Origin of the sequence: Vitreimonas flagellata, assembly GCF_004634425.1 — a bacterium.
Lineage (GTDB): Bacteria > Pseudomonadota > Alphaproteobacteria > Caulobacterales > Aquidulcibacteraceae > Vitreimonas > Vitreimonas flagellata.
In genome coordinates, this window is record NZ_SBJL01000004.1 from 337,065 (window position 1) to 356,574 (window position 19,510).

The following is a 19,510-nucleotide window of genomic DNA, read 5'->3' on the forward strand; positions in this document are numbered from 1 at the left end:
TTGGGAATTTCTAATTCACAGCCGGCCGGTTCGCGGCCATCTGCGCGATGACGACGCCGACGACCATGATCGCCAAGCCCGCTGCGCGCATCAGATCGATCGGCTTATGCGGCGCGCCGAACAGGCCGAAATGGTCGATCATGGCGGAGGAGGCGATCTGGCCAGCCACCACCAGCATCACTGCATTGCCGACGCCAAAGCGCGGCGCGAGGAAAGTGACCGAGAGCAAATAAAACGCCATGCCAAAGCCGGCGACGAGTTGCAGCGGCGTCGCGCTCTTCAGCAAGCGCCAATCGAACGCCGCGCCACCCGTAGCGATCGTGAACGCCGCCACCATCGCAAACGCGCCGCCGACAACGATCAGCGCAGCGACTTGCGGATTGTCGAACGTCCGCCCCATTGCGCCGCTCAACGCCGCCATGATCGGGATCAGCACGCCCGCGACGATGGAAAGTGCGGCGTAGAAGGCGAGCGTTTGCGTATTCATGTTGCGCAATAATCCTTGAGCAGCGGCGCGAACGCGTGCGGCGCGTCCGTCACGTGCTTTTGCCAATCTTGGTGAGAGGCGTCATCGGCGCCATCGGTGACGAATTTCACACACGCGAACGCTATGCCCTCAAGCGCGCAGACCTTCGCGTAGGCGTAAGCTTCCATATCGACCAGCCCGCACGGAATGGGCGATTGCCCCTGCAGGAATGAATCGCCGGCGCCGCATGTTGCGCTCGCCAAATGAGGGAAGCGTCGCCGCATTTCGAGCGTCGCGGGCACGTCTTCAAACGGCGTCGCGCCTAGCGCAAAGCCAAGCCCCGTCACGTCCATATCACGCTGTGCGAAGCGATCAGCTTCCACCAACACGCCGCGTGCGAATTCATGGCTTCCAGCAGAGCCGAGATTGAGCACGTAGGGATAAGTTACCTCGCGCACCTTTGCGTCCGTCAGCGCTTTCATCAGGCCGTAGGCGGCGTTGATCTTGCCGAGCCCGGTGTAAACGACGTCAAAGCCGGCGGCTTCGATCAATCCTTCGCTTTCAACCGCGAGCGCCATCGCGATCAGCGGGCGCGGGTTCATCGCGACGCTTTAGCATTGCGTGCGGTGACCGTTTCGCCACCCACGCCCCAATTGTCGGTCTCGACTTCATCGATCACGACGACAGTGGTGGCGGGGTTCTTGTTGAGCACGCGCTGCAGCAATTCTGTCGCGCCCTTGATCAGCTCGGCCTTTTGCTCGGCCGTCGCGCCAGTCTTGGTGATCTTTATGTTGACGTAAGGCATATCATCCTCAGGTGTGACCGGAAATTTCGTGCGGCACGTAGGGCTCTTCGAGCCGCTTAATCTCTTCGGCGCTGAGCGTGACGTCGAGAGCGGCGATCGAATCTTCTAATTGCGCAGGCTTCGTTGCGCCGACGATCGGCGCGGTGATTCCCGGCTTCGCCAACAACCACGCGAGCGCGATTTGCGCGCGCCGCAGGCCGCGTGCTTCGGCAATCTCACCAACGCGATCGATCACTTGTTTATCGCTCTCGACCGTCTTGCGATAAAGGAACGTACCGAACTTGTCGGTCTCGCTGCGTTCGGTCGTGTCGCCGTAAGGACGTGTCAGCCGCCCACGCGCGAGCGGCGACCACGGGATGACGCCAATGCCTTGGTCGATGCAGAGCGGCAGCATTTCGCGCTCTTCTTCGCGATAGAGCAGGTTCACGTGGTTCTGCATCGAGATGAAGCGCGCCCAACCATTGGCGCTTTGCAGCGCCAGCGCTTGCATGAATTGCCAAGCGAACATGGAGGAGGCGCCGATATAGCGCGCTTTGCCGGCCTTCACGACATCGTTCAACGCTTCCAGCGTCTCCTCGATCGGCGTTTCGGGATCGAGGCGATGAATTTGGTAGAGGTCGATATAATCTGTGCCGAGGCGGCGTAGGCTGTGATCGATCTCGGTGAAGATGGCTTTGCGCGACAGGCCTTTGCCGTTCGGATCGCCGGGACGCATCTCGCCATGCACTTTCGTGGCGATCACCACTTCTTCGCGCTTGGCGTATTTCTTCACGGCGCGGCCGAGAAATTCCTCACTCGTACCGAATGAATAGACGTTGGCGGTGTCGAAGAAATTGATGCCGGCTTCAAAGGCGAGCTTGTAGAAGGGCTGCGACGCCTCTTCGTTCAGCGCCCAGGGATGCCCGCCGCCCGCGCCGTCCGCGTACGCCATCGTACCGAGGCAGATGCGCGAAACTTTGAGGCCACTCTTGCCGAGATTGACGTATTTCATGCTGTTAGCTCCACGAACACGTCTTCGAGATCCGGTTCTTCGATCGAGAGATCTTTGATCGCGATGCCGGCTTTGCGCACGCGGTCGAGCATTTCTTCCACAGAATGGGCGCCGGTGCTGTAGGTCACGGCCAGCGCACCGCTCGGGCGCATGGCAAACGTGACGTCTTCAAAGCCCGTGATCGGCAGCGCGATCGCCTCGCGCGGCGTGACCACCAGCGTCTTCCGATCCAGCCGCGAGATCAGCTTGTGCGTCGGCTCGCAGGCGATGACGTTGCCGTGGTTGATGATGGCGATCGTATCGCAGAGCTCCTGGGCTTCTTCGAGATAGTGCGTGGTCAACACGATGGTCACGCCGCTGGCGTGCAACGAACGCACGTATTCCCAAAGCTGGCGACGCAGATCGACGTCAACGCCGGCGGTCGGCTCATCCAGCACCAGCACCGGCGGCGCATGCACCATCGCCTTCGCCACCAGCAGGCGCCGCTTCATGCCGCCGGACAAAGTGCGCGCATACGCGTCGCGCTTTTCCCAAAGCCCGACGGCCTTCAGAATCTCTTCCGTGCGCCGCTCACTCTTGGGCACGCCGTAATAGCCGGCCTGAATCTCCAGCGCCTCGGCGGGGGAGAAGAACGGGTCCATGTTCAATTCTTGCGGAACGATGCCGATGGCGCCGCGCGCATTCATCGGATCGGCTTCGATGTCATGGCCCCAGATCGAGGCCGCGCCGCCCGACTTCTTCACCAGCCCGCCCAGGATGTTGATGAAGGTCGACTTCCCGGCGCCGTTCGGCCCCAGCAGGCCGAAGAACGAGCCGCGCGGTATGGCCAGATCGACGGCCTTCAAAGCGTGGGTCGGTTTGCCCTTACCCTGGGCCCCGTAGGTTTTATCGAGGCCGCGCGCTTCGATAGCGTATTCGGGCGGCGTTGAGGGTGCGAGCATGTGTGCTTGTGTGCCTTGGCCGGGAGGTCGCATTGCGCGGACGCGCGATGCGCTCTAGGTACGTGCCCCGGTAATCCGCTTCAACCCGCCGGCCGATAAATGAGTAAGCTCCAGCATAATCCGCGCACCGATTCCGCGACACCCGGCGACCCGGATGCGCTACCCGCGCCGGAAGTGATCACGGTCACCTCGAAGCGCGTGAAGTGCGATGGCGGCGGCGGCGCGCTCGGCCACCCGGTCGTGTTCTACGACATGGGCGAAGAGCATTTCGTCGAATGCCTCTATTGCGACCGCCGCTTTGTCCTGGCCGACGGCGCTGACGGTCACTGACGACTGACAAACGAGTAGAGCACGATGATGCCGGCGATGAGCCAGCCGATCAGCGTCCAGACACTGAGCTTGTTGCCGGCTTTCAGATCGGTTTCGGTCACGACCAATTCATTGTTGCTGAGATTGGCGACAACTTTGCGGTAAGCCTCGGCTTCCTTTGCCGGCAGCGTCAGCGCTTTGATGTCGAGCACCTGGTCGATCACCAGGAGCTTGCCGCCGTCCTTCACCTTCATCTCGTCCGAGTGCAGCAGCGTTGACGCGCGCTGATCGCGCGTCCAGCCGCCCTCATGTTGCTTCATCGTCCGCACTTCGACATGGCGCGTGCGTTTGCCGGGCTGGCCCAGATAAATCGGATATTTGCGATCGCCTGGATCGAGCGGCAGCAGCGAGCCGGCGATAGCGAGATCACGCGTCGCGAAATTGTGCGCCGCAGGCCCTGCCGGCGTCCAAGCGTCGTGGATGTCGTACACTTCGCGCACGGTGAAGGTGTTGTTGACGACATCGTCTTCGATGATGTCTTGGCTGACGACTTGCGCCTTCGGCCAGGTGCGCTGCACGTCTTCGGCATAGGCCTTGAACACGCTCACAGCGCCTTCACGCGCGAATTGCTCGCGGATCGCTTCGGCGCGCGCGTCGCGATAAATCGTCTTCCACTCGTAGCGCACGGGTTCGTCGAACGCACGCAGCTGCACGTTCTCGTAGGATTCCACGAGGTGCGGCAGGTTCGGATCGGGCATGCGCTCCAGCGCCGTCACGCCCGCACGCATCGGCAGCGCCCAGCCGAAATAGCATTGCGTGAGCTTGTCGAGCGGGCTCGCTTGCACTTGGCGCGTCGCGTCGAGCCAATACACTTTTTTGCCGATCGCCAAGCGCACAACGCAATGGTCGAACATTTGCGCGGAGGGGAGGCGCTCATCCAGCGCGTAGCCGTCGAACGTGTTGACGAGCGCAGGGCAGGCGTCGAGGCCCAAGCGCAACGCCATTTGCGTGAAGAGCTTCGATTTGTCCTTGCAATCGCCGTAACGCGCTGCGCACACGTCGGCGAGTGAGCGCGGCGTGTAGCCGCCTTCGCCCATCGAGATCGCGAGATAACGCACCGCACCCTGCGCAAAGCGCAGCACGGCCGCCGCACGACCTTCCGGCGTGGTCTCCGTCGCTTGGATGCGCGCGATTTCCTGCTCGACCTCGTCCGGCAGCGGGCCTTCATGCGCGTAAAGCGGGGTGAAGGCATCTGCGACCTCGGCCCAATCGCGCCATTCCGAGAGCTGCAGCGCCGCCGTCTGGATTGTCCAAGGCGGCGTCAGCGCTTCGCCGCGAATGCCTGGCCGCTCGAGCATGCGCCAGCGGCGATCGATTACGCCGTCCGCTTCGGTCTGCTCGCCGACCGGCGCGTTGTTGAACGCGCGTTCGAACACCACGCGATCCTTCGGCGTGCGCTGGCGCAGCCGCACTTCAACGATGCCCACGCCCCACTCCAGGCCAATGAAGGCGCCGTGCTTGCCCAGCAGCGACTTGCGTTGGCCGAACAGCGTGTAAGAGGTTTCCACCACGTCGCCCTGGCGGACGTCGGGAATGGTGAAATGCACCGTGAGGCGGCCGTCGAACTGTAGCCGCTCCATGTTGCGCTCGCGGCGCAGCACTTCGAAGAAGGCGGTGGCGGTATGCTCAATGCGTTGGCCGCCGCGGATTACCGCGATCGAGTGTACATCGACGCGCTCAAACGCTGGATCGAAATTGACGCTGAATTGCGCCACGCGCTCGGCGCCCGCAGGCGCGGTCACCAATTCGGCGCGGCGATAAAACCAGGCGCGATCCTCGCCCGCCAGGTCGATCTGGGAATCGTCCAAGAGGACGCAAACGCCTTGCGCGATGAAATGCGGGTTAGCGGTCTGCGGCACCGTATAGGGCGCGAGGTCCACCCAATCCGCCGGCGGCGCCACCCGTGCGCCGGGCGTGATTTCCCGGTAGCCAATTGTTTGTTGATCCATTCCCCACCTCGGCTACCGGCTTAGCCCGGCCCCGAAAGCCGGACAACGTGCGCGGGCGGCGGAACATGAAGAAAAAGCTAGTGTCCGAATTTGGCGGGCGCCCGCGGCGCGTCATCCCTATGTGAGCGGCAGAGGAGACGCCCCACATGAGCCAAGCTCAAGCCGCCGCTTTCCACGCCCTGCACCAAGACTTTCTCGTGTTGCCCAATGCCTGGGATGCAGCGTCCGCGCGGCTCACGCAGGAGCACGGCGCTAAAGCCATCGCCACATCGAGCGCCGCCGTCGCCTGGGCGCACGGCTATGCGGACGGCAATCGTTTCCCGATCGCTAAGCTCGTCACCGTGATCGAGGACATCGCCCGGAGCGTCAGCGTGCCGATCAGCACCGACGCCGAAGGCGGCTATACCGACGATCCAAAGCACGTCGCCGAAAACGTCACGGCGCTGATCAACGCCGGCGCGGTCGGTATCAATCTCGAAGACGGCGCGGCCGCGCATGATCTGCACGTGCGCAAAATCGAAGCCGCGCGCGAAGCGGCGGTGCGGGCGGGTATCGATCTTTATATCAATGCGCGGACGGACGTGTACTTGAAGCAGCTCGTGCCCGCCAAGCAAGCGGTTGAGGAAACCCTGCGCCGCGCTGCCGCGCTCAAGAACGCCGGCGCCAGCGGTCTGTTCGCGCCCGGCGTGGTGATTGAAAGCGAGATCGCGACCATCGCTGAACGCTGCGGCATGCTGCTTAACGTCATCGCGTGGCCTCGCTTGCCGGACGCCGCCAAGCTCAAAGCGCTCGGCGTGAAGCGCCTGAGCGCTGGCACCTCGACCTTCGCCGCTGCGATGGAAGGTCTGCGCGCTGCTACGGTCGATTTCCTAGCGTCAGGCTCGTCCGAAACGCTCTGGCCGCGCCGGGGCGAGCAGCTCAACTACAACAAACTGTTCGGCGCCTAGCTCGGCCTTGACGCGCGGGGCGGCGGCGCGCACCAAAGCCGCGCTCATGACAGCCGCGCGCGTCACACTCTCTGGAAACATGCGGGGCGTGTTGTGGATGCTGGCGTCCGCGGCCTGCTTCACGATCATGACCGCCTGCATCAAGCATCTGGCGCAGCAGGGCTACGCCGAGTCGCAGATGGTGTTCTTCCGCTGCGCCGCTGGTGTCGTGTTGCTCTTGCCGGCGGTGCTCCGCTCGGGGCCGAGCGCTTGGGCGACGCCCCGGCCTTGGGTGATGGCGCGGCGCTGCATCGGCTCAGCCATCGGCGTGCTGCTGGCGTTTTACGCCTTCGCCAATCTACCGCTCGCCACCGCGCAATCGCTCTCATTCGCACGCGCGCTCTTTGTCGTCCTGCTGGCGATGCTCTTGTTGGGCGAAAAGGTAGGGCCGTGGCGCCAAGGCGCGCTCATTGTCGGTTTCATCGGCGTGCTGGTGATGACGCGGCCGACGGAGATGCAATTCACTCTAGCCTCACTCGCCGCGCTCACATCGGCGCTGCTGATGGCCTATTCGGTCGTCACCATCAAAGACTTGTCGCGCGATCATTCGACATTATCGCTCGTGCTCTGGATGAATGCAGCCACGACCGTGCTCGGACTGCCGCTGGCATTGTTCGGTTGGACAATGCCCGGCTGGGGCGATGCGGGCATCTTTCTTTTGCTCGCCGTGTCCGGCGTTTTGGCGCAAACCTGCTTTACGCGCGGGCTCACTGCGGGCGACGCCTCGCTCATGGCCTTGATGGACTACACCCGCCTGCCGATGGCCGCCTTGTCGGGCTTGCTCATCTTCCACGAATTGCTCGACATCTGGACCATCGTTGGCGCCGCCATCGTCATCGGCTCGACGCTTTTCATCACCATCCGCGAATCCATGCTCGCCAAGAAACGCGCCCCGCCGCTGCCGGACTAGAGACGATCCGAAACCGGCATTAAGCTCATGAGAGGTGGTCCTGGGTTGTCCGAATCTGCATTGCCGCCTTGGCTTTGACAGGCGCGATTGTCTTCATGTCGGCCTCTGTGCTTTGGCTCGCGGCGCGGCCAGTTTTGGAACAATCCGATGCAAATTACGCGGCTTTGCCTGCGAGCGCGCAATGTAGCGCACACGAGCCGTATCCGCCTGGCTATTCAGGATCGCCTTGGGCGATACAGGATCAGCACGATATTGAACTCTCTGTTTATCGAGATTCTTGCGAAGGGGCCGGCTTGGACGCTGGCTGCTACTACATGAGTGGCGGCACGCGCTGGTTTGGCTTTTTGGCCTATCGCAGCCCTATCTTTCGCAATGTGAGATGCGCGCGCTCAATCTGCATGGTGATACGCCTCTGAGCGCCGCGCTGCGGTATCCAGATCGCGAGCCGGGCTCGCTTAGCGCGGCCGAGCTGACCTGTGTCGCGCTCGCCGCGCGCGCTGACGTTCGCACGGTCTGCCGTCTCGATGCGACGTGCTGCGCCGATTCAGGGGTGGCTCAAACACGGGAAATGCCTAGATAGGGGCATGGCTAAAAGTACATCGCCCCGGCTCTTCCTCATTGACGGCTCCGGCTACATTTTCCGCGCCTATCACGCGCTGCCGCCGCTGACGCGGGCGAGCGACGGGCTCTCGGTTGGCGCCGTCGCGGGCTTTTGCAACATGCTGTGGAAGTTCCTGGAGGAGATGAAGGGGAGCGAGGCGCCGACGCACCTCGCCGTCATCTTCGACAAGAGTGAGATCACGTTCCGCAACAAGCTCTATCCCGAATACAAAGCGCATCGCCCGCCGGCGCCTGAAGATTTGGTGCCGCAATTTCCGCTGATCCGCGACGCGACGCGCGCGTTCAATCTGCCCTGCATCGAAATGGGCGGCTTCGAAGCGGACGATCTCATCGCCACCTACGCGCGCCAAGCGGCAGCGACCGGCGCGCAGGTGAAGATCGTCTCCTCTGATAAGGATTTGATGCAGCTGATCGTGGACGGCCAAATCCAGCTCTACGATCCGATGAAGAACCGCGCGCTCGGTCCTGAAGCGGTGATGGAAAAATTCGGCGTCACGCCGGATAGGGTCATCGACGCGCAAGCCCTGATCGGGGACAGCACCGACAACGTCCCCGGCGCGCCCGGCATTGGCCCGAAGACAGCGGCTGAACTCATCAATACATTCGGCTCGCTCGACGCCATCCTCGAACGCGCAGGCGAGATCAAGCAGCAGAAGCGCCGCGAGACGCTGATCAATTTCGCCGATCAAATCCGGCTTTCGCGTGAGCTGGTCACTTTGAAAGATGATGTCGAGGTCGAAGAGAAGTGGGAGGCCTTCGCCGTCCGCGATCCCGATCCTTCGATGCTGCTCACCTTCCTCGACACGATGGAATTCCGTACGCTCGCCCGCCGCGTGCGCGAACACTATGCGAAAGAGAAGGGTATCCAGATCGTCGCGCAGTACGCGGCGGGCGCCAGCGCGCCGCAAAGTGCTGTGACGACAGCGGGCAGTGGTCCGGTGCTCGAACAAGTTGAGACCCAGTTCAAACGCGACGGGTACAAAATCGTCCGCGATTTGCCGACGCTTGAAGCCTATATCGCGCGCGCGCGCAAAGCTGGCGCGATCGGGCTCGACACCGAAGCGGATTCGTTCGACGCCGCACGTGCGCATCTCGTTGGCATCTCACTCTCCCTCGCTGCCAATGACGCGGTCTACATCCCGCTTGGCCATCGCGGCGCCGATCCGCGCGCCGGTGAATTGTTCGCCGCCGAACAGCCCGATCCAGGCGCGGCGGCTGGCGATAGCGGCCCGCAAATCGCACTGCCGTCGGTGCTTGCCGCGTTGAAGCCGTTGCTGGAGGACGCGTCAGTCCAAAAGATCGGCCTCAACATCAAATGGGATATCGCGCTTTTCGCCAAGCACGGCATCACCCTCGCGCCCTACGACGATCCGATGCTGATCTCCTACGCGCTGTTCGGCGGGCTCGACGATCACGACAAGGCGTCGCTGATCGAAAAGCATCTCGGCCATCAAGTGGCGTCACTCGCGGACGTTATCGGCAAAGGCAAAGCGCAGATCGGCTTCGAGGCTGCACCCGTCGAGAAAGCAGCGCTCTATTCGGCCGAACATGCGGATGCTGCGCTCCGTTTGTGGCGCAAACTCAAGCCGCAACTCGCCAGCGAACGGCTCGTCACCGTGTACGAAACACTCGAGCGCCCGCTGCCGCCGGTGCTGGCGTCGATGGAGCGCGAGGGGATCAAGATTGATCCGCACATGCTCTCGCGTCTCTCCGGCGATTTCGCACAACGTATGCTGCAATATGAGCAGGAGGCGTATGGTTTCGCCGGCAAGGAATTCAATCTGGGTTCGCCGAAGCAACTCGGCGAAATTCTGTTCGATGAACTAAAGCTGCAAGGCGGTTCGAAAACCAAAACCGGCGCCTGGTCCACCGACGCGACCATCCTCGAAGACCTCGCCGAGCAGCACGAACTCCCCGCCAAAGTGCTCGAATGGCGCCAACTCTCCAAGCTGCGCAGCACTTACACCGAAGCGCTCGGCCAAGCGATTAATCCGCAAACTGGCCGCGTGCACACAAGCTACGCGCTCGCCTCCACGACAACGGGTCGTCTCTCCTCCAACGATCCGAACCTGCAGAACATCCCGATCCGCACCGAAGAAGGCCGCCGCATTCGCGAGGCGTTCATCGCCGAGAAGGGCAATGTGCTGATCAGCGCCGATTATTCGCAGATCGAACTCCGCTTGCTCGCGCACGTCGCTGACATCCCACAGCTGAAGCAAGCCTTCGCGGATGGCGTCGATATTCACGCGCGCACCGCGTCGGAGATGTTCGGCGTGCCCGTTGAAGGCATGCCGAAGGAAATCCGCAACAACGCCAAGGCGATCAATTTCGGTATCATCTACGGCATTTCCGCCTTCGGCCTCGCGCGCAATCTCGGCATCGGCCGCGAGGAAGCGGGCGCCTATATCAAGCGCTATTTCGAACGCTTCCCCGGCATCCGCGATTACATGGAAACCACAAAGACGTTCGCGCGCGCCAATGGCTATGTGAAAACCATTTTCGGCCGCCGCATCTGGGTCAAAGGCGTGCAATCGAAGAACGCCCAAGAACGCGCCTTCGGCGAGCGCCAATCGATCAACGCACCGCTCCAGGGCGCTGCCGCCGACATCATCCGCCGCGCGATGGTGCGCCTCCCCGACGCCCTCGCGCGCAGCGGCTTGCACGCGCGCATGCTGCTCCAAGTGCACGACGAACTTGTGTTCGAAGCGCCGAAAGAAGAAGCCGACGCCCTCTGCAAGCTCGCGAAAACCGTGATGGAAGCCGCACCTGAGCCGGCGGCTGTGCTCAGTGTGCCGCTCACAGTGGAAGCAAAAGCGGGCGCGACGTGGGGAGCGGCGCATTGATCACCGGCGGCTGTCATTGTGGCGCGATCCGTTATGCGCTTTCCGCCGCGCCGATGGGCAGCATGATCTGTCATTGCGCCACGTGCCGGCGTGTCAGCGGCGCGCTTGTGGTCGCCTGGGTCAGCGTCGATCCCGACGCTTTCGCCATCACCAAAGGCAAGCCCGCGCACTACGCATCATCGCCGGGGATCTCGCGCCAATTCTGCAGCCTATGCGGCGCGCAGCTCACCTACGCGCGCGACGACGATGATTCATTCCTCGATGTCGCCACCGCAACGCTCGACGATCCGAATGCCTCCCCGCCGACGCATCATTCCTGGCTCAGTCACGATCTCGCCTGGGTGAAGTTCGGCGACGGCCTGCCGAATTTTCAAAACAGTCGCTACGACGACTAAGCCGGTCGCGGCCCGCGCCAGAGGAAGAACGCAAACAGCGCCACGAACACCAGATCGCCCATGCCGAGTGCGAAGGTCGAAAACGGCACGATGCCGGCTTGGTATTGGATCGTCCCCAAAGCCGCCGCACCGATTTTGCCGATCATGCCGATCCAAACGATGCCGCGATTGCCCGCCGGATCGCGCGCCACCAGCGCGTAACCGACGCCGAACATCGCGATCAGCAAGCCTGACATCATCAGCGCGAACGGGGCGCCGGGGCCTTCGACGCCAAGCTGCGGCGCAAGCGCCGACGGCGTCGCCAGCATCGTCCCCCCAACCACCAGATTATAAAGCGCCGCCAAGGCGAACAGCACCCGCCAGCCCATCTGCTCACTCCTTAGTTGCGACCGAGAAATTGCTCAAAGCGTTGAAGCTCGTCATCAAGCGCGCGCTTGAAAGCCGCGCCGCGCGGCGGCGCACCCTTCACATAGCCCAATTCGGCGTTGAGTCGGTTGTCGATCATCGACAGGTTGCCCCAACCGATCACTTCGTCGCGCCATAGCAGGGGCAAAGCGTAGTACCCGCGTACGCGTTTCGTGGAGGGTACATACGCTTCGAACCGATAGGCCCACCCCCAAAACAATTCGAAACGGCGACGATCCCAAACGAGCGGATCGAAGGGTGCAAGAAGACACACACTTTCGGGGCTGTCGCGCGCCGTAGTCGCGAACGGCGAGTCCTTCGTGGGCCAGAACCAACGAACGCCATCAATTTCGGTCGATGGATAAAATGCACGTGCACGATCAAGCGCGGCGCGCGTCTGATTGGCCCATTGCGGTGCGCCGCCGCGCAGCCTCGCAATCAATTCCGCGAGCGAGCGCTCGGGCAGGGGCGCATATTTTTTTACGATCACGCTGACCAGCGCATCCATCGCGCGTTGCACATCAATTGGCGGCGGCGTGATCTCGCGCGCGGCATAGAGTCGAACGCCGCCTTGTCGCGCCGCGATGCGCACCAGACCGCGATAGTGCATTTCGTCCAGCAATTGGGTGCTGGCGTTGCTGGACCCGCCGAACCAATTGCGCGCTTTTCCGTGCTGGAAGTGGGCGTCCACGTCACGTGGGTGCGCGACGCCCTGGGCGCGTACGAATTCGAGCACAGCGTCTGCTTTGTCGCGTCGCGAGTTCGGCCAGGCCTTACGCGCTGTGCGCGGGTGCATGAGCGCGTGAACTTTGCGGGGCACGAAGCCGTAATTGACGAAGAAGTCTTCTTCGATCGCGAGGCGCGGATACGCACGCTCCAAATCACCCGCGCGATAGTCTCGGACCCGATGGCGCAGAGTGAGGTCTTGGGCGCGCGCGGGCGCACGGATGGGATCAGCTTGGACGAAACCCAGTTTGTCGATGGCCCGCGCCAGAGTCGTGGGCGCGAACAGGGTCCGCGTCACCGCATAATGGCGAAGCGCCGAGATGGTGGGGGAGGGTCGGGTCACTTTGCTCAAGCTTGCGCCGGGCGCGGCGCCGGATTGAAAAGCGCCGCTAAGGCGACCCGCCAGCCCACCGGCAATCCTCCCCATCTTTGTTGGGGAAAGGCTATCCAGCGCGGCGAAACAAAACTAGGTGATGCGGCGCTTTGAGGCTGGAATAGGCGCCCCTCCAGTTTATCTCCGCCACAATGGCGTCTAAGACTGCCATTATTGCTTTATTACGGTTAGGTTAGGAAAGTCCGGCTCCCCTATGGCAACGATCGCCCTTGTCGATGACGACGAGAACATCCTCGCTTCCCTGAAAGTCTTCTTTGAAGGCGAGGGCTACATCGTCCGCACCTATACGGACGGCGCGACAGCGCTTGCCGCGCTCTCCGAAACGCCGCCGGATATCGCCATCCTCGATATCAAGATGCCGCGTATGGACGGCGTTGAAGTGCTGCGCCGTCTGCGCCAGGGCTCTAACCTGCCGGTCATTTTCCTCACCTCGAAGGACGATGAGATGGACGAGGTCGTCGGCTTCAACGTCGGCGCCGACGATTACATCACCAAACCCTTCTCGCAGCGTCTGTTGAACGAGCGCGTGAAGGCGCTGCTGCGTCGCACGCGTGCGGGCGCGCCGGGTGCGGAAGCGGTAGGCGACAAGAAGCCGATCGTGCGTGGCGAGCTGACGCTCGATCCCAACCGTCACGCGTGCACGTGGAAGGGCGAACAAGTTCGCCTCACCGTCACCGAGTTTTTGATCCTGCAAGCGCTTGCTCAGCGCCCCGGCTATGTGAAGAGCCGCGATCAGCTGATGGACGCTGCCTATGACGACCAAGTCTATGTCGACGACCGCACCATCGACAGCCACATCAAACGACTCCGCAAGAAATTCCGCGACATCGACGACACCTTCGACGCGATCGAAACCCTCTATGGCGTCGGCTACAGATACAACGAAGCGTGAAGGTCTCCGCGCGGTCCTGAGCTCCAGGATCGCGCAGATCATCTTCATCTGGAATTTCGCCGGTCTCGCCATTCTGGTGATCGGCGTGCTCCTGCTTACGGAAATGCGCGCCGGCCTCACCGACGCGCAATTCCGCAATCTGCGCACGCAAGGCGAGCTGATCACCAATCTGCTGATCGAAACCGGCACGGTGCAGGGCGATCCGTACCCCTACATCAATGAATCGGCTGTCCGCGAAGTGCTGCGCCGTTTGTTGCCGCCGATAGCTGAGGGCGGTCGACCAGGCGCTGGCGGACCACGTGTGCGCGTGTTTGCCGAGGATGGTCGTGTCATCGCCGATACGGACGTGATCTATGATCGGCTTGAAGAACAACCCTTGGCGGTTGGCGAGGAAAGTACGATCGGCGCGCGTATCGAGAACGCTGCGCGGCGTGTGGAATATTTGCGCATCACGCCCTGGCGGCCCAGCATCACCACAGAAGAAGAGCTCGCGCGTGGTCTGCGCGGTGAAATTTCGCGCGGCGAACGGCTGAACGAGAAGGGCGAGCGCGTTGTCTCGGTGACGCTGCCGTTGCGCCGCGTGCAAGCCGTGCTCGGCGTCGTGACGCTGGAAAGTGCTGACGTGGAGCGCATCCTCGTCGCCGAGCGCGCGAGCATGATCCCGTTCGTGGTCGGCGCCACGGTGGTGATCTTCTTGTCGTCGCTGCTGCTGGCGCTCTTCATCGCCGGCCCGCTACGCCGGCTTTCCGCCGCCGCCGACAGCTTGCGCCTCACCGGCTCGACGCGTCTGGCTTTGCCAGAGATCAGCAAGCGCAAGGATGAAATCGGCGCGCTCAGCCATTCGCTCGAACAAATGACCGACGCGCTGGCGGATCGTATTGACGCCAACGAGCGCTTTGCCGCCGACGTCAGCCACGAGATCAAGAACCCGCTCGCCTCGATTCGCTCGGCTGTGGCGTCGGCACGTTCGGCGCAATCGCCAGAGCAACAAAGCCAGATGCTCAGCATCGTCGCGCAGGACGTGGTGCGTCTCGATCGCCTGATCACCGATATCGCCCGCGCCAGCCGCATCGAAGCCGAAACCGCGCGCGGCGATCTCGGCCAAGTCGATCTCGGCACGCTTCTGTTTGAGATCGCGCGCGCCTACGAGACGCCGCCCGGCGAGACCTCGCATGCTCATGTGGTGTTCAAGGGCGCTCGGCCAGACGGCGCTTTGGTGATCGGCCAAGCCGGTCCGCTCGGCCAAGTGTTCCGCAATCTGATCGACAACGCCCGCTCGTTCAGCCCCGAGGGCGGCACGGTGGCGGTCTCGGTCGCGGTGGTGAAAACCAAGGACGGCCAGGTCGTGCGCGCGATGGTCGAGGACGAGGGGCCCGGCATTCCGCCGGAAAACCTCGAGACCATTTTCCAGCGTTTCTACACCCAGCGCCCCAAAGGCACGGCGTTCGGCGGCAGTTCCGGCCTCGGCCTCTCCATCGCCCGCCAGATTGTTACAGCGCATGGCGGCGCCATCAGGGCTGAGAACATCGGCGGCGGGGTCCATGGCGTGCGCGGCGCTCGCCTGATAGTTGAATTCCCGCTGGCCGGCTCGCCGCGTCACTAACGCTCGTCGAAAACTGCGTCGGCTGTGCGGGTTTGGCTTTTCTCGCAACCGCGAAAGGGTATTGTTGCCGACCTTTACGCGAGTCCACCGGGTGGGTGGCGGGAGTAGGGAATGATCGGCGTCGTCGTGGTGTCGCACGGTCGCTTGGCTGACGAATTCGTCGCCGCGGCTGAGCACGTACTTGGACCACAAGACCAAATGCGCGCCGTGGCCATTGGCCCCGACGACGATATGGAAGAACGCCGCGCCGATATTCTCGACGCTGTGCGCGCCGTGGAGCGCGGCGACGGCGTCGTGATCCTCACCGATATGTTCGGCGGCACGCCGTCGAACCTCGCCATCTCGGTGATCAATCAAGTGAAGATCGAAGTGATCGCCGGCGTGAATTTGCCGATGTTGATCAAGCTCGCTGAAGTGCGCGATAAAATGAAGCTTCCCGAAGCCGCACTCGCCGCGCAAGATGCTGGCCGGCGCTACATTCGTGTCGCCTCCGTGGAACTGGCCGGCGGCCCGGCCTAACAACAAAGAAGAATAAGGCCTGGGGATGGGGCTGAAGCGCATCGTACCGATCACGAACATTCGTGGCCTGCATGCGCGCGCCTCGCGCAAGGTCGCGGAACTCGCGCTTGGCTACGAGGACACCGTGATCCTGGTGCGCCGTGAGGGCGAAGAAGCCGACGCGCGCTCGCTGATGGACTTGATGATGCTCGGCGCCGGCATCGGCTCGGAAATCGAGATCGAAGCCAAAGGCCCCGACGCCGAACAGGCCCTTGATGCGCTCGAAGCGCTGATCGCCGCGAAATTCCACGAAGAAGAATAGATTTGACCGCGCCCTATTTCGCCGAGCGCATCACGCTGGCGCGTGACGAAGCCCATCGCTGGCGCGGTGAAGCCGATCCGCATTTCAGCAACGGCGCAGAGCGCCAGTTCGGCGGTTGGGTTGCGGCGGCGATGCTGAAGGCGGTGATGGGCGAAGCCAAACCCACACATTATCCGCGTGCGCTCGTGGCGCATTTCTTCAACGCCGTCGCCACAGGCCCCGTGCTCGTGCGCGCGACGCCGATGCGTGAAGGCCGCAGCGTCTCCTATTGGCAAGCGGAGATGATCCAGAATGACATCGTCTGCGCGCACGCCATGATCACGGCGGGCGAACTCCGTCCTGATCCGCAGGCGCACACGGCTTCCACCATGCCGGCCGCACTTAATCCGGATACGCCTGGTCTCATCCGCTTCACGCCGCCGGCGCCGTTCGGCGATGAACTCGAAGCCCGCTGGATCGAGGGCGCGCCGTTTCAAGGTGACAATCCCGAACGCTCGCTGTTCTGGTCACGCATCGCCGCGGGTCAGAAGCTAGACATCGCCTCGCTCGCCTTTCTCGCCGATTTCGTGCCACCGCGCGTGTTTTACGTTGCGCAACGCTTCGTGCCATCGACGACGCTGTCAATGACCGTCTATTTCCACGCCAAAATGGAAGAGATCGAAGCCGTGGGCGAAGGCTACGTGCTCACCGAAGCGCGCGGCCGACGCATCGAGGGCGGCTTCTGGGATCATTCCGCCACCTTCTGGAGCCCGCAAGGCGCGCTGCTCGCCACAACCGAACAACTCGCTATCCATCGCGGTTGATCTTCGCGCGGAGTTTTTATGCAATCCGATTCCGTTGAAGTGCTTGGTCTGATCGCGGGCTTCATTGGCGCATTCGCGTTTGCGCCGCAGGCGTTCAAGATCATTCGCGATCGCGACGCGAACGGCGTCTCCAGTTTGACCTATGCGATGGTGCTTTCAGGTGCGGTGCTCTGGGCCGCGTATGGAATGTGCCGCGGCGCGCCTTCAATCATTCTTTGGAACGTCGTCGCTGCATCGCTCGCAGCACTCGTCTTGATCTTGAAACTTTCGCGTCGTCCGAAGCCTTCTGCTTGACCCTTGCCCTTCGTGCCCTCACATGGCGGGACATGAAGGGGAGAGAGCCAACATGAAAAAGACTTTGCTCGCATTTGTAGCGCTCGCAGCACTCGCCGCGTGCGGCCAGCCGCAGCAGCAAACGCCGGAAGCGCCTGCGGTGCAGCTCCATGCGCTCGATTGCGGCCGTATCTCGATCAGCGATGCGGGCATGTTCGCCGATGATGGTTCGCTCAATGGGCAAGCGCGCGAAGTCGTCGATCCGTGCTTCCTCATCCGTCACCCCGATGGCGATCTGTTGTGGGATGCGGGGTTGCCCGACGGCGTCGCCGATGCGCCGGAGGGCCGTGTCGTCAACGGGCCATTTACGCTGCGCGTCACCAATCGCCTCGCCGATCAACTCGCGCAATTGCAGTTGACGCCCGCCGACATCGAGTTCGTCTCGATCTCGCACAGCCATTTCGATCACGTCGGCAACGCTGCTCTGTTCACCAGCTCCACCTGGCTGCTGGACGCGGACGAGCGCACTTGGATGTTCCGGCAGGAAGCGCGCGCTGCTGAAGAATTTGCGCTGATCGCGCCGATCGAGAACGCGCCGACGCGCACGCTTGAAGGCGACGGCGACACCGACGTCTTTGGCGACGGTTCAGTCACCATCATCCAAACGCCCGGCCACACGCCCGGCCACAATATCTTGCTCGTGCGCTTGCCAAATTCCGGCCCCGTTCTGCTCACCGGCGATATGTGGCACATGAGCGAAAGCCGCGAGCGCCGTTTGGTGCCGGCGTTCAACGTCGACCGCGCGCAAACGCTCGCCTCGATGGATAAGATCGAAGCACTCGCCGCCGAAACGGGCGCACGCATCGTGCGCCAGCATGTGGCGGAGGATTTCGAGGCGCTGCCAGTGTTCCCGGCCGCGCTCAACTAAGGCGCATTAACGCAGACAAGGGCGTGCTTTTCGCAGTCGCAACAACGCGAAAGCACGCCTCGCGCGTGCAAAACCTTTGCATTCCGCACTTTCAGCCCGAACACTAAGCGATCTTTGAACATGGCCTCGTGAGGAGGGCTGCTCATGCCGATGACCATTGATTACGCGGTCGCCCAGGATTGGGTGCTCCGCATTGGCGGCGCGATCATTATTCTGATCGTCGCGCATTTCGCGGCGAAAGCCGTGAAATGGACGATCGCGAAAGGTGTCGATCGCCTGCCGTTCTTTGCGCGCCGCGATGGTGCAAGCCCATCGACTGCAAAGCCGATGGTCGATGTCGGCGAGCGCGTCGGCGAAGTCGGCTATTGGCTGGTTTGGCTCTTGGGCTTCATGGCCGCGCTTACGGTGCTGCGTCTCGAAGCCGTGGTCACACCGCTCTATGACATGGTGCGCGGCTTCCTGAATTATCTGCCGGCCGTCGTCGGCGCAGCGCTCATCTTCTTCATCGGCTTCGTGTTGGCGACGATCGTGCGCCGCATGGTCGAAGCCGCGGTCGAAGCAATGGAGCTCGATCGGCGCCTGGTCGACGCCGGCCTCACGCACACGCCGCGCGGCCCCGGTCTCGCACGTCTGCTGGGCATCCTCACCTTCACTTTGATTATCATTCCCGTGGCGATCGCGGCGCTCGATATCCTCGACATCAGCGCCATCTCCGATCCAGCCACGGCGATGCTCAACAACATCCTGATGACGATCCCACGCGTGATCGGCGCAGCACTCATCATCTTCATTGCCTACGTCATCGGCCGCTGGGTGATGACGCTGACGGAAGAGGGCCTGAAATCGATCGGCTTCGACGACATCATCAATTCCATCGCGAACGCTGAGCCGGTGCGTGTCGGCCGTGAGCGCATGGATCTGACGCCGGGCGTCGACACGGCACGCTTCAGCGCGTTCCCGCCGTCGCGCATGATCGGCCTCGCGGTGCTGATCGGCATCGTGTTGTTCGCCGCAGTCGAGGCGGCGCGCATGCTGGAGTTTGGCGCGATGGCGGCGATGCTGGCCGAAGTGCTGACCTTGGCGACGCGCGTGCTGTTCGGCGCCGTCATCATCGCGCTTGGCATCTTGCTGGCCAACATCCTAGCGGCGGCCTCCGCCAAGGAAGGCAAGCCCTCGTCGGAGATCATCTCGACCTTGGTGCGCTGGGGCGTCATCGCCTTGGCGACGGCGGTCGGCCTGCGCTTCATGGGCTTGGCCAACGACATCATCGTCCTGGCCTTCGGCTTGATCCTCGGGTCCGTCGCCGTGGCTGTCGCCATTGCCTTCGGGATCGGTGGGCGGGATGCGGCCAAGAAACTGCTGGACCGCTGGTCTGGCCGCTAACCACTCA

At 62.7% G+C, this 19,510-nt stretch carries 21 protein-coding genes; 13 read left to right on the forward strand and 8 right to left on the reverse strand.

What is annotated here, in order from left to right:
* Positions 1-10: 10 nt before the first annotated feature.
* The 5 genes from EPJ54_RS17460 to EPJ54_RS17480 are packed head-to-tail and all read right to left on the reverse strand — an operon-like array spanning position 11 to position 3,203.
* Entirely contained in the window at positions 11-487 is a 477-nt protein-coding gene (locus EPJ54_RS17460) for a DMT family transporter (RefSeq protein ID WP_135213032.1), read from the reverse strand.
* Positions 484-1,068, reverse strand: coding sequence for a phosphorylase family protein (locus EPJ54_RS17465; RefSeq protein ID WP_135213033.1), 585 nt, complete (start codon positions 1,066-1,068; stop codon positions 484-486). Before EPJ54_RS17465 ends, EPJ54_RS17460 begins: the two co-directional genes overlap by 4 nt.
* Complete coding sequence (locus tag EPJ54_RS17470; RefSeq protein ID WP_135213034.1) at positions 1,065-1,271, reverse strand: tautomerase family protein; 207 nt, start codon at positions 1,269-1,271, stop codon at positions 1,065-1,067. The genes EPJ54_RS17465 and EPJ54_RS17470 overlap by 4 nt, the downstream gene beginning before the upstream one ends.
* 7 nt (positions 1,272-1,278) lie before the next feature.
* Positions 1,279-2,262 (reverse strand): aldo/keto reductase, encoded by a 984-nt coding sequence (locus EPJ54_RS17475; RefSeq protein ID WP_135213035.1) that lies wholly within the window; start codon positions 2,260-2,262, stop codon positions 1,279-1,281.
* Positions 2,259-3,203 (reverse strand): ABC transporter ATP-binding protein, encoded by a 945-nt coding sequence (locus EPJ54_RS17480; RefSeq protein ID WP_135213036.1) that lies wholly within the window; start codon positions 3,201-3,203, stop codon positions 2,259-2,261. Before EPJ54_RS17480 ends, EPJ54_RS17475 begins: the two co-directional genes overlap by 4 nt.
* 99 nt (positions 3,204-3,302) lie before the next feature.
* Between EPJ54_RS17480 and EPJ54_RS17485 the strand changes: the two genes are divergently transcribed.
* The gene (locus EPJ54_RS17485) at positions 3,303-3,533 is read left to right on the forward strand and encodes a zinc-finger domain-containing protein (RefSeq protein ID WP_135213037.1); all 231 of its coding nucleotides are present in this window, start codon (positions 3,303-3,305) and stop codon (positions 3,531-3,533) included.
* Here the strand turns inward: EPJ54_RS17485 and EPJ54_RS17490 are convergent.
* On the reverse strand, positions 3,527-5,521 hold the full coding sequence (locus EPJ54_RS17490) for a DUF3857 domain-containing transglutaminase family protein (RefSeq protein ID WP_135213038.1): 1,995 nt from the start codon (positions 5,519-5,521) through the stop codon (positions 3,527-3,529). The two genes, EPJ54_RS17485 and EPJ54_RS17490, sit on opposite strands and share 7 nt — an antisense overlap.
* 146 nt (positions 5,522-5,667) lie before the next feature.
* On the opposite strand from EPJ54_RS17490, the gene EPJ54_RS17495 reads away from it, so the two are divergent.
* The 4 genes from EPJ54_RS17495 to EPJ54_RS17510 all read left to right on the forward strand — a co-directional run bounded on the left by EPJ54_RS17495 (position 5,668) and on the right by EPJ54_RS17510 (position 11,276).
* Complete coding sequence (locus tag EPJ54_RS17495) at positions 5,668-6,468, forward strand: isocitrate lyase/PEP mutase family protein (RefSeq protein WP_135213039.1); 801 nt, start codon at positions 5,668-5,670, stop codon at positions 6,466-6,468.
* A gap of 46 nt (positions 6,469-6,514) precedes the next feature.
* Complete coding sequence (locus EPJ54_RS17500; RefSeq protein ID WP_135213040.1) at positions 6,515-7,417, forward strand: DMT family transporter; 903 nt, start codon at positions 6,515-6,517, stop codon at positions 7,415-7,417.
* 584 nt (positions 7,418-8,001) lie between these two features.
* Positions 8,002-10,881 carry a DNA polymerase I gene (polA, locus tag EPJ54_RS17505; protein WP_135213041.1) on the forward strand — a complete coding sequence of 960 codons (2,880 nt, stop codon included), beginning with the start codon at positions 8,002-8,004 and terminating at the stop codon, positions 10,879-10,881.
* A complete protein-coding gene (locus EPJ54_RS17510; protein WP_239591007.1) occupies positions 10,878-11,276 on the forward strand; it encodes a GFA family protein in 399 nt (132 codons plus the stop codon). The genes polA and EPJ54_RS17510 overlap by 4 nt, the downstream gene beginning before the upstream one ends.
* Here the strand turns inward: EPJ54_RS17510 and EPJ54_RS17515 are convergent.
* Positions 11,273-11,644 carry a hypothetical protein gene (locus tag EPJ54_RS17515; protein WP_135213042.1) on the reverse strand — a complete coding sequence of 124 codons (372 nt, stop codon included), beginning with the start codon at positions 11,642-11,644 and terminating at the stop codon, positions 11,273-11,275. The genes EPJ54_RS17510 and EPJ54_RS17515 overlap by 4 nt on opposite strands.
* Positions 11,645-11,655: 11 nt before the next feature.
* The gene (locus EPJ54_RS17520) at positions 11,656-12,750 is read right to left on the reverse strand and encodes a DNA glycosylase AlkZ-like family protein (protein WP_239591008.1); all 1,095 of its coding nucleotides are present in this window, start codon (positions 12,748-12,750) and stop codon (positions 11,656-11,658) included.
* Positions 12,751-12,994: 244 nt separating this feature from the next.
* Between EPJ54_RS17520 and EPJ54_RS17525 the strand changes: the two genes are divergently transcribed.
* The 8 genes from EPJ54_RS17525 (at position 12,995) to EPJ54_RS17560 (ending at position 19,503) form a co-directional block, all read left to right on the forward strand.
* Positions 12,995-13,693 (forward strand): response regulator transcription factor, encoded by a 699-nt coding sequence (locus tag EPJ54_RS17525; RefSeq protein ID WP_135213044.1) that lies wholly within the window; start codon positions 12,995-12,997, stop codon positions 13,691-13,693.
* A complete protein-coding gene (locus EPJ54_RS17530; protein WP_135213045.1) occupies positions 13,662-15,296 on the forward strand; it encodes a sensor histidine kinase in 1,635 nt (544 codons plus the stop codon). The genes EPJ54_RS17525 and EPJ54_RS17530 overlap by 32 nt, the downstream gene beginning before the upstream one ends.
* Before the next feature lie 111 nt (positions 15,297-15,407).
* Positions 15,408-15,815 carry a PTS sugar transporter subunit IIA gene (locus EPJ54_RS17535; RefSeq protein ID WP_135213046.1) on the forward strand — a complete coding sequence of 136 codons (408 nt, stop codon included), beginning with the start codon at positions 15,408-15,410 and terminating at the stop codon, positions 15,813-15,815.
* A gap of 25 nt (positions 15,816-15,840) precedes the next feature.
* Complete coding sequence (locus EPJ54_RS17540) at positions 15,841-16,116, forward strand: HPr family phosphocarrier protein (protein WP_135213047.1); 276 nt, start codon at positions 15,841-15,843, stop codon at positions 16,114-16,116.
* 2 nt (positions 16,117-16,118) lie between these two features.
* On the forward strand, positions 16,119-16,919 hold the full coding sequence (locus EPJ54_RS17545; RefSeq protein WP_167755813.1) for a thioesterase family protein: 801 nt from the start codon (positions 16,119-16,121) through the stop codon (positions 16,917-16,919).
* A gap of 18 nt (positions 16,920-16,937) precedes the next feature.
* Positions 16,938-17,213 (forward strand): SemiSWEET family sugar transporter, encoded by a 276-nt coding sequence (locus EPJ54_RS17550; protein WP_135213049.1) that lies wholly within the window; start codon positions 16,938-16,940, stop codon positions 17,211-17,213.
* Between the two features lie 52 nt (positions 17,214-17,265).
* A complete protein-coding gene (locus tag EPJ54_RS17555) occupies positions 17,266-18,120 on the forward strand; it encodes an N-acyl homoserine lactonase family protein (RefSeq protein WP_239591009.1) in 855 nt (284 codons plus the stop codon).
* 144 nt (positions 18,121-18,264) lie between these two features.
* Complete coding sequence (locus tag EPJ54_RS17560; protein WP_135213050.1) at positions 18,265-19,503, forward strand: mechanosensitive ion channel; 1,239 nt, start codon at positions 18,265-18,267, stop codon at positions 19,501-19,503.
* The last annotated feature ends 7 nt before the right edge of the window (positions 19,504-19,510 follow it).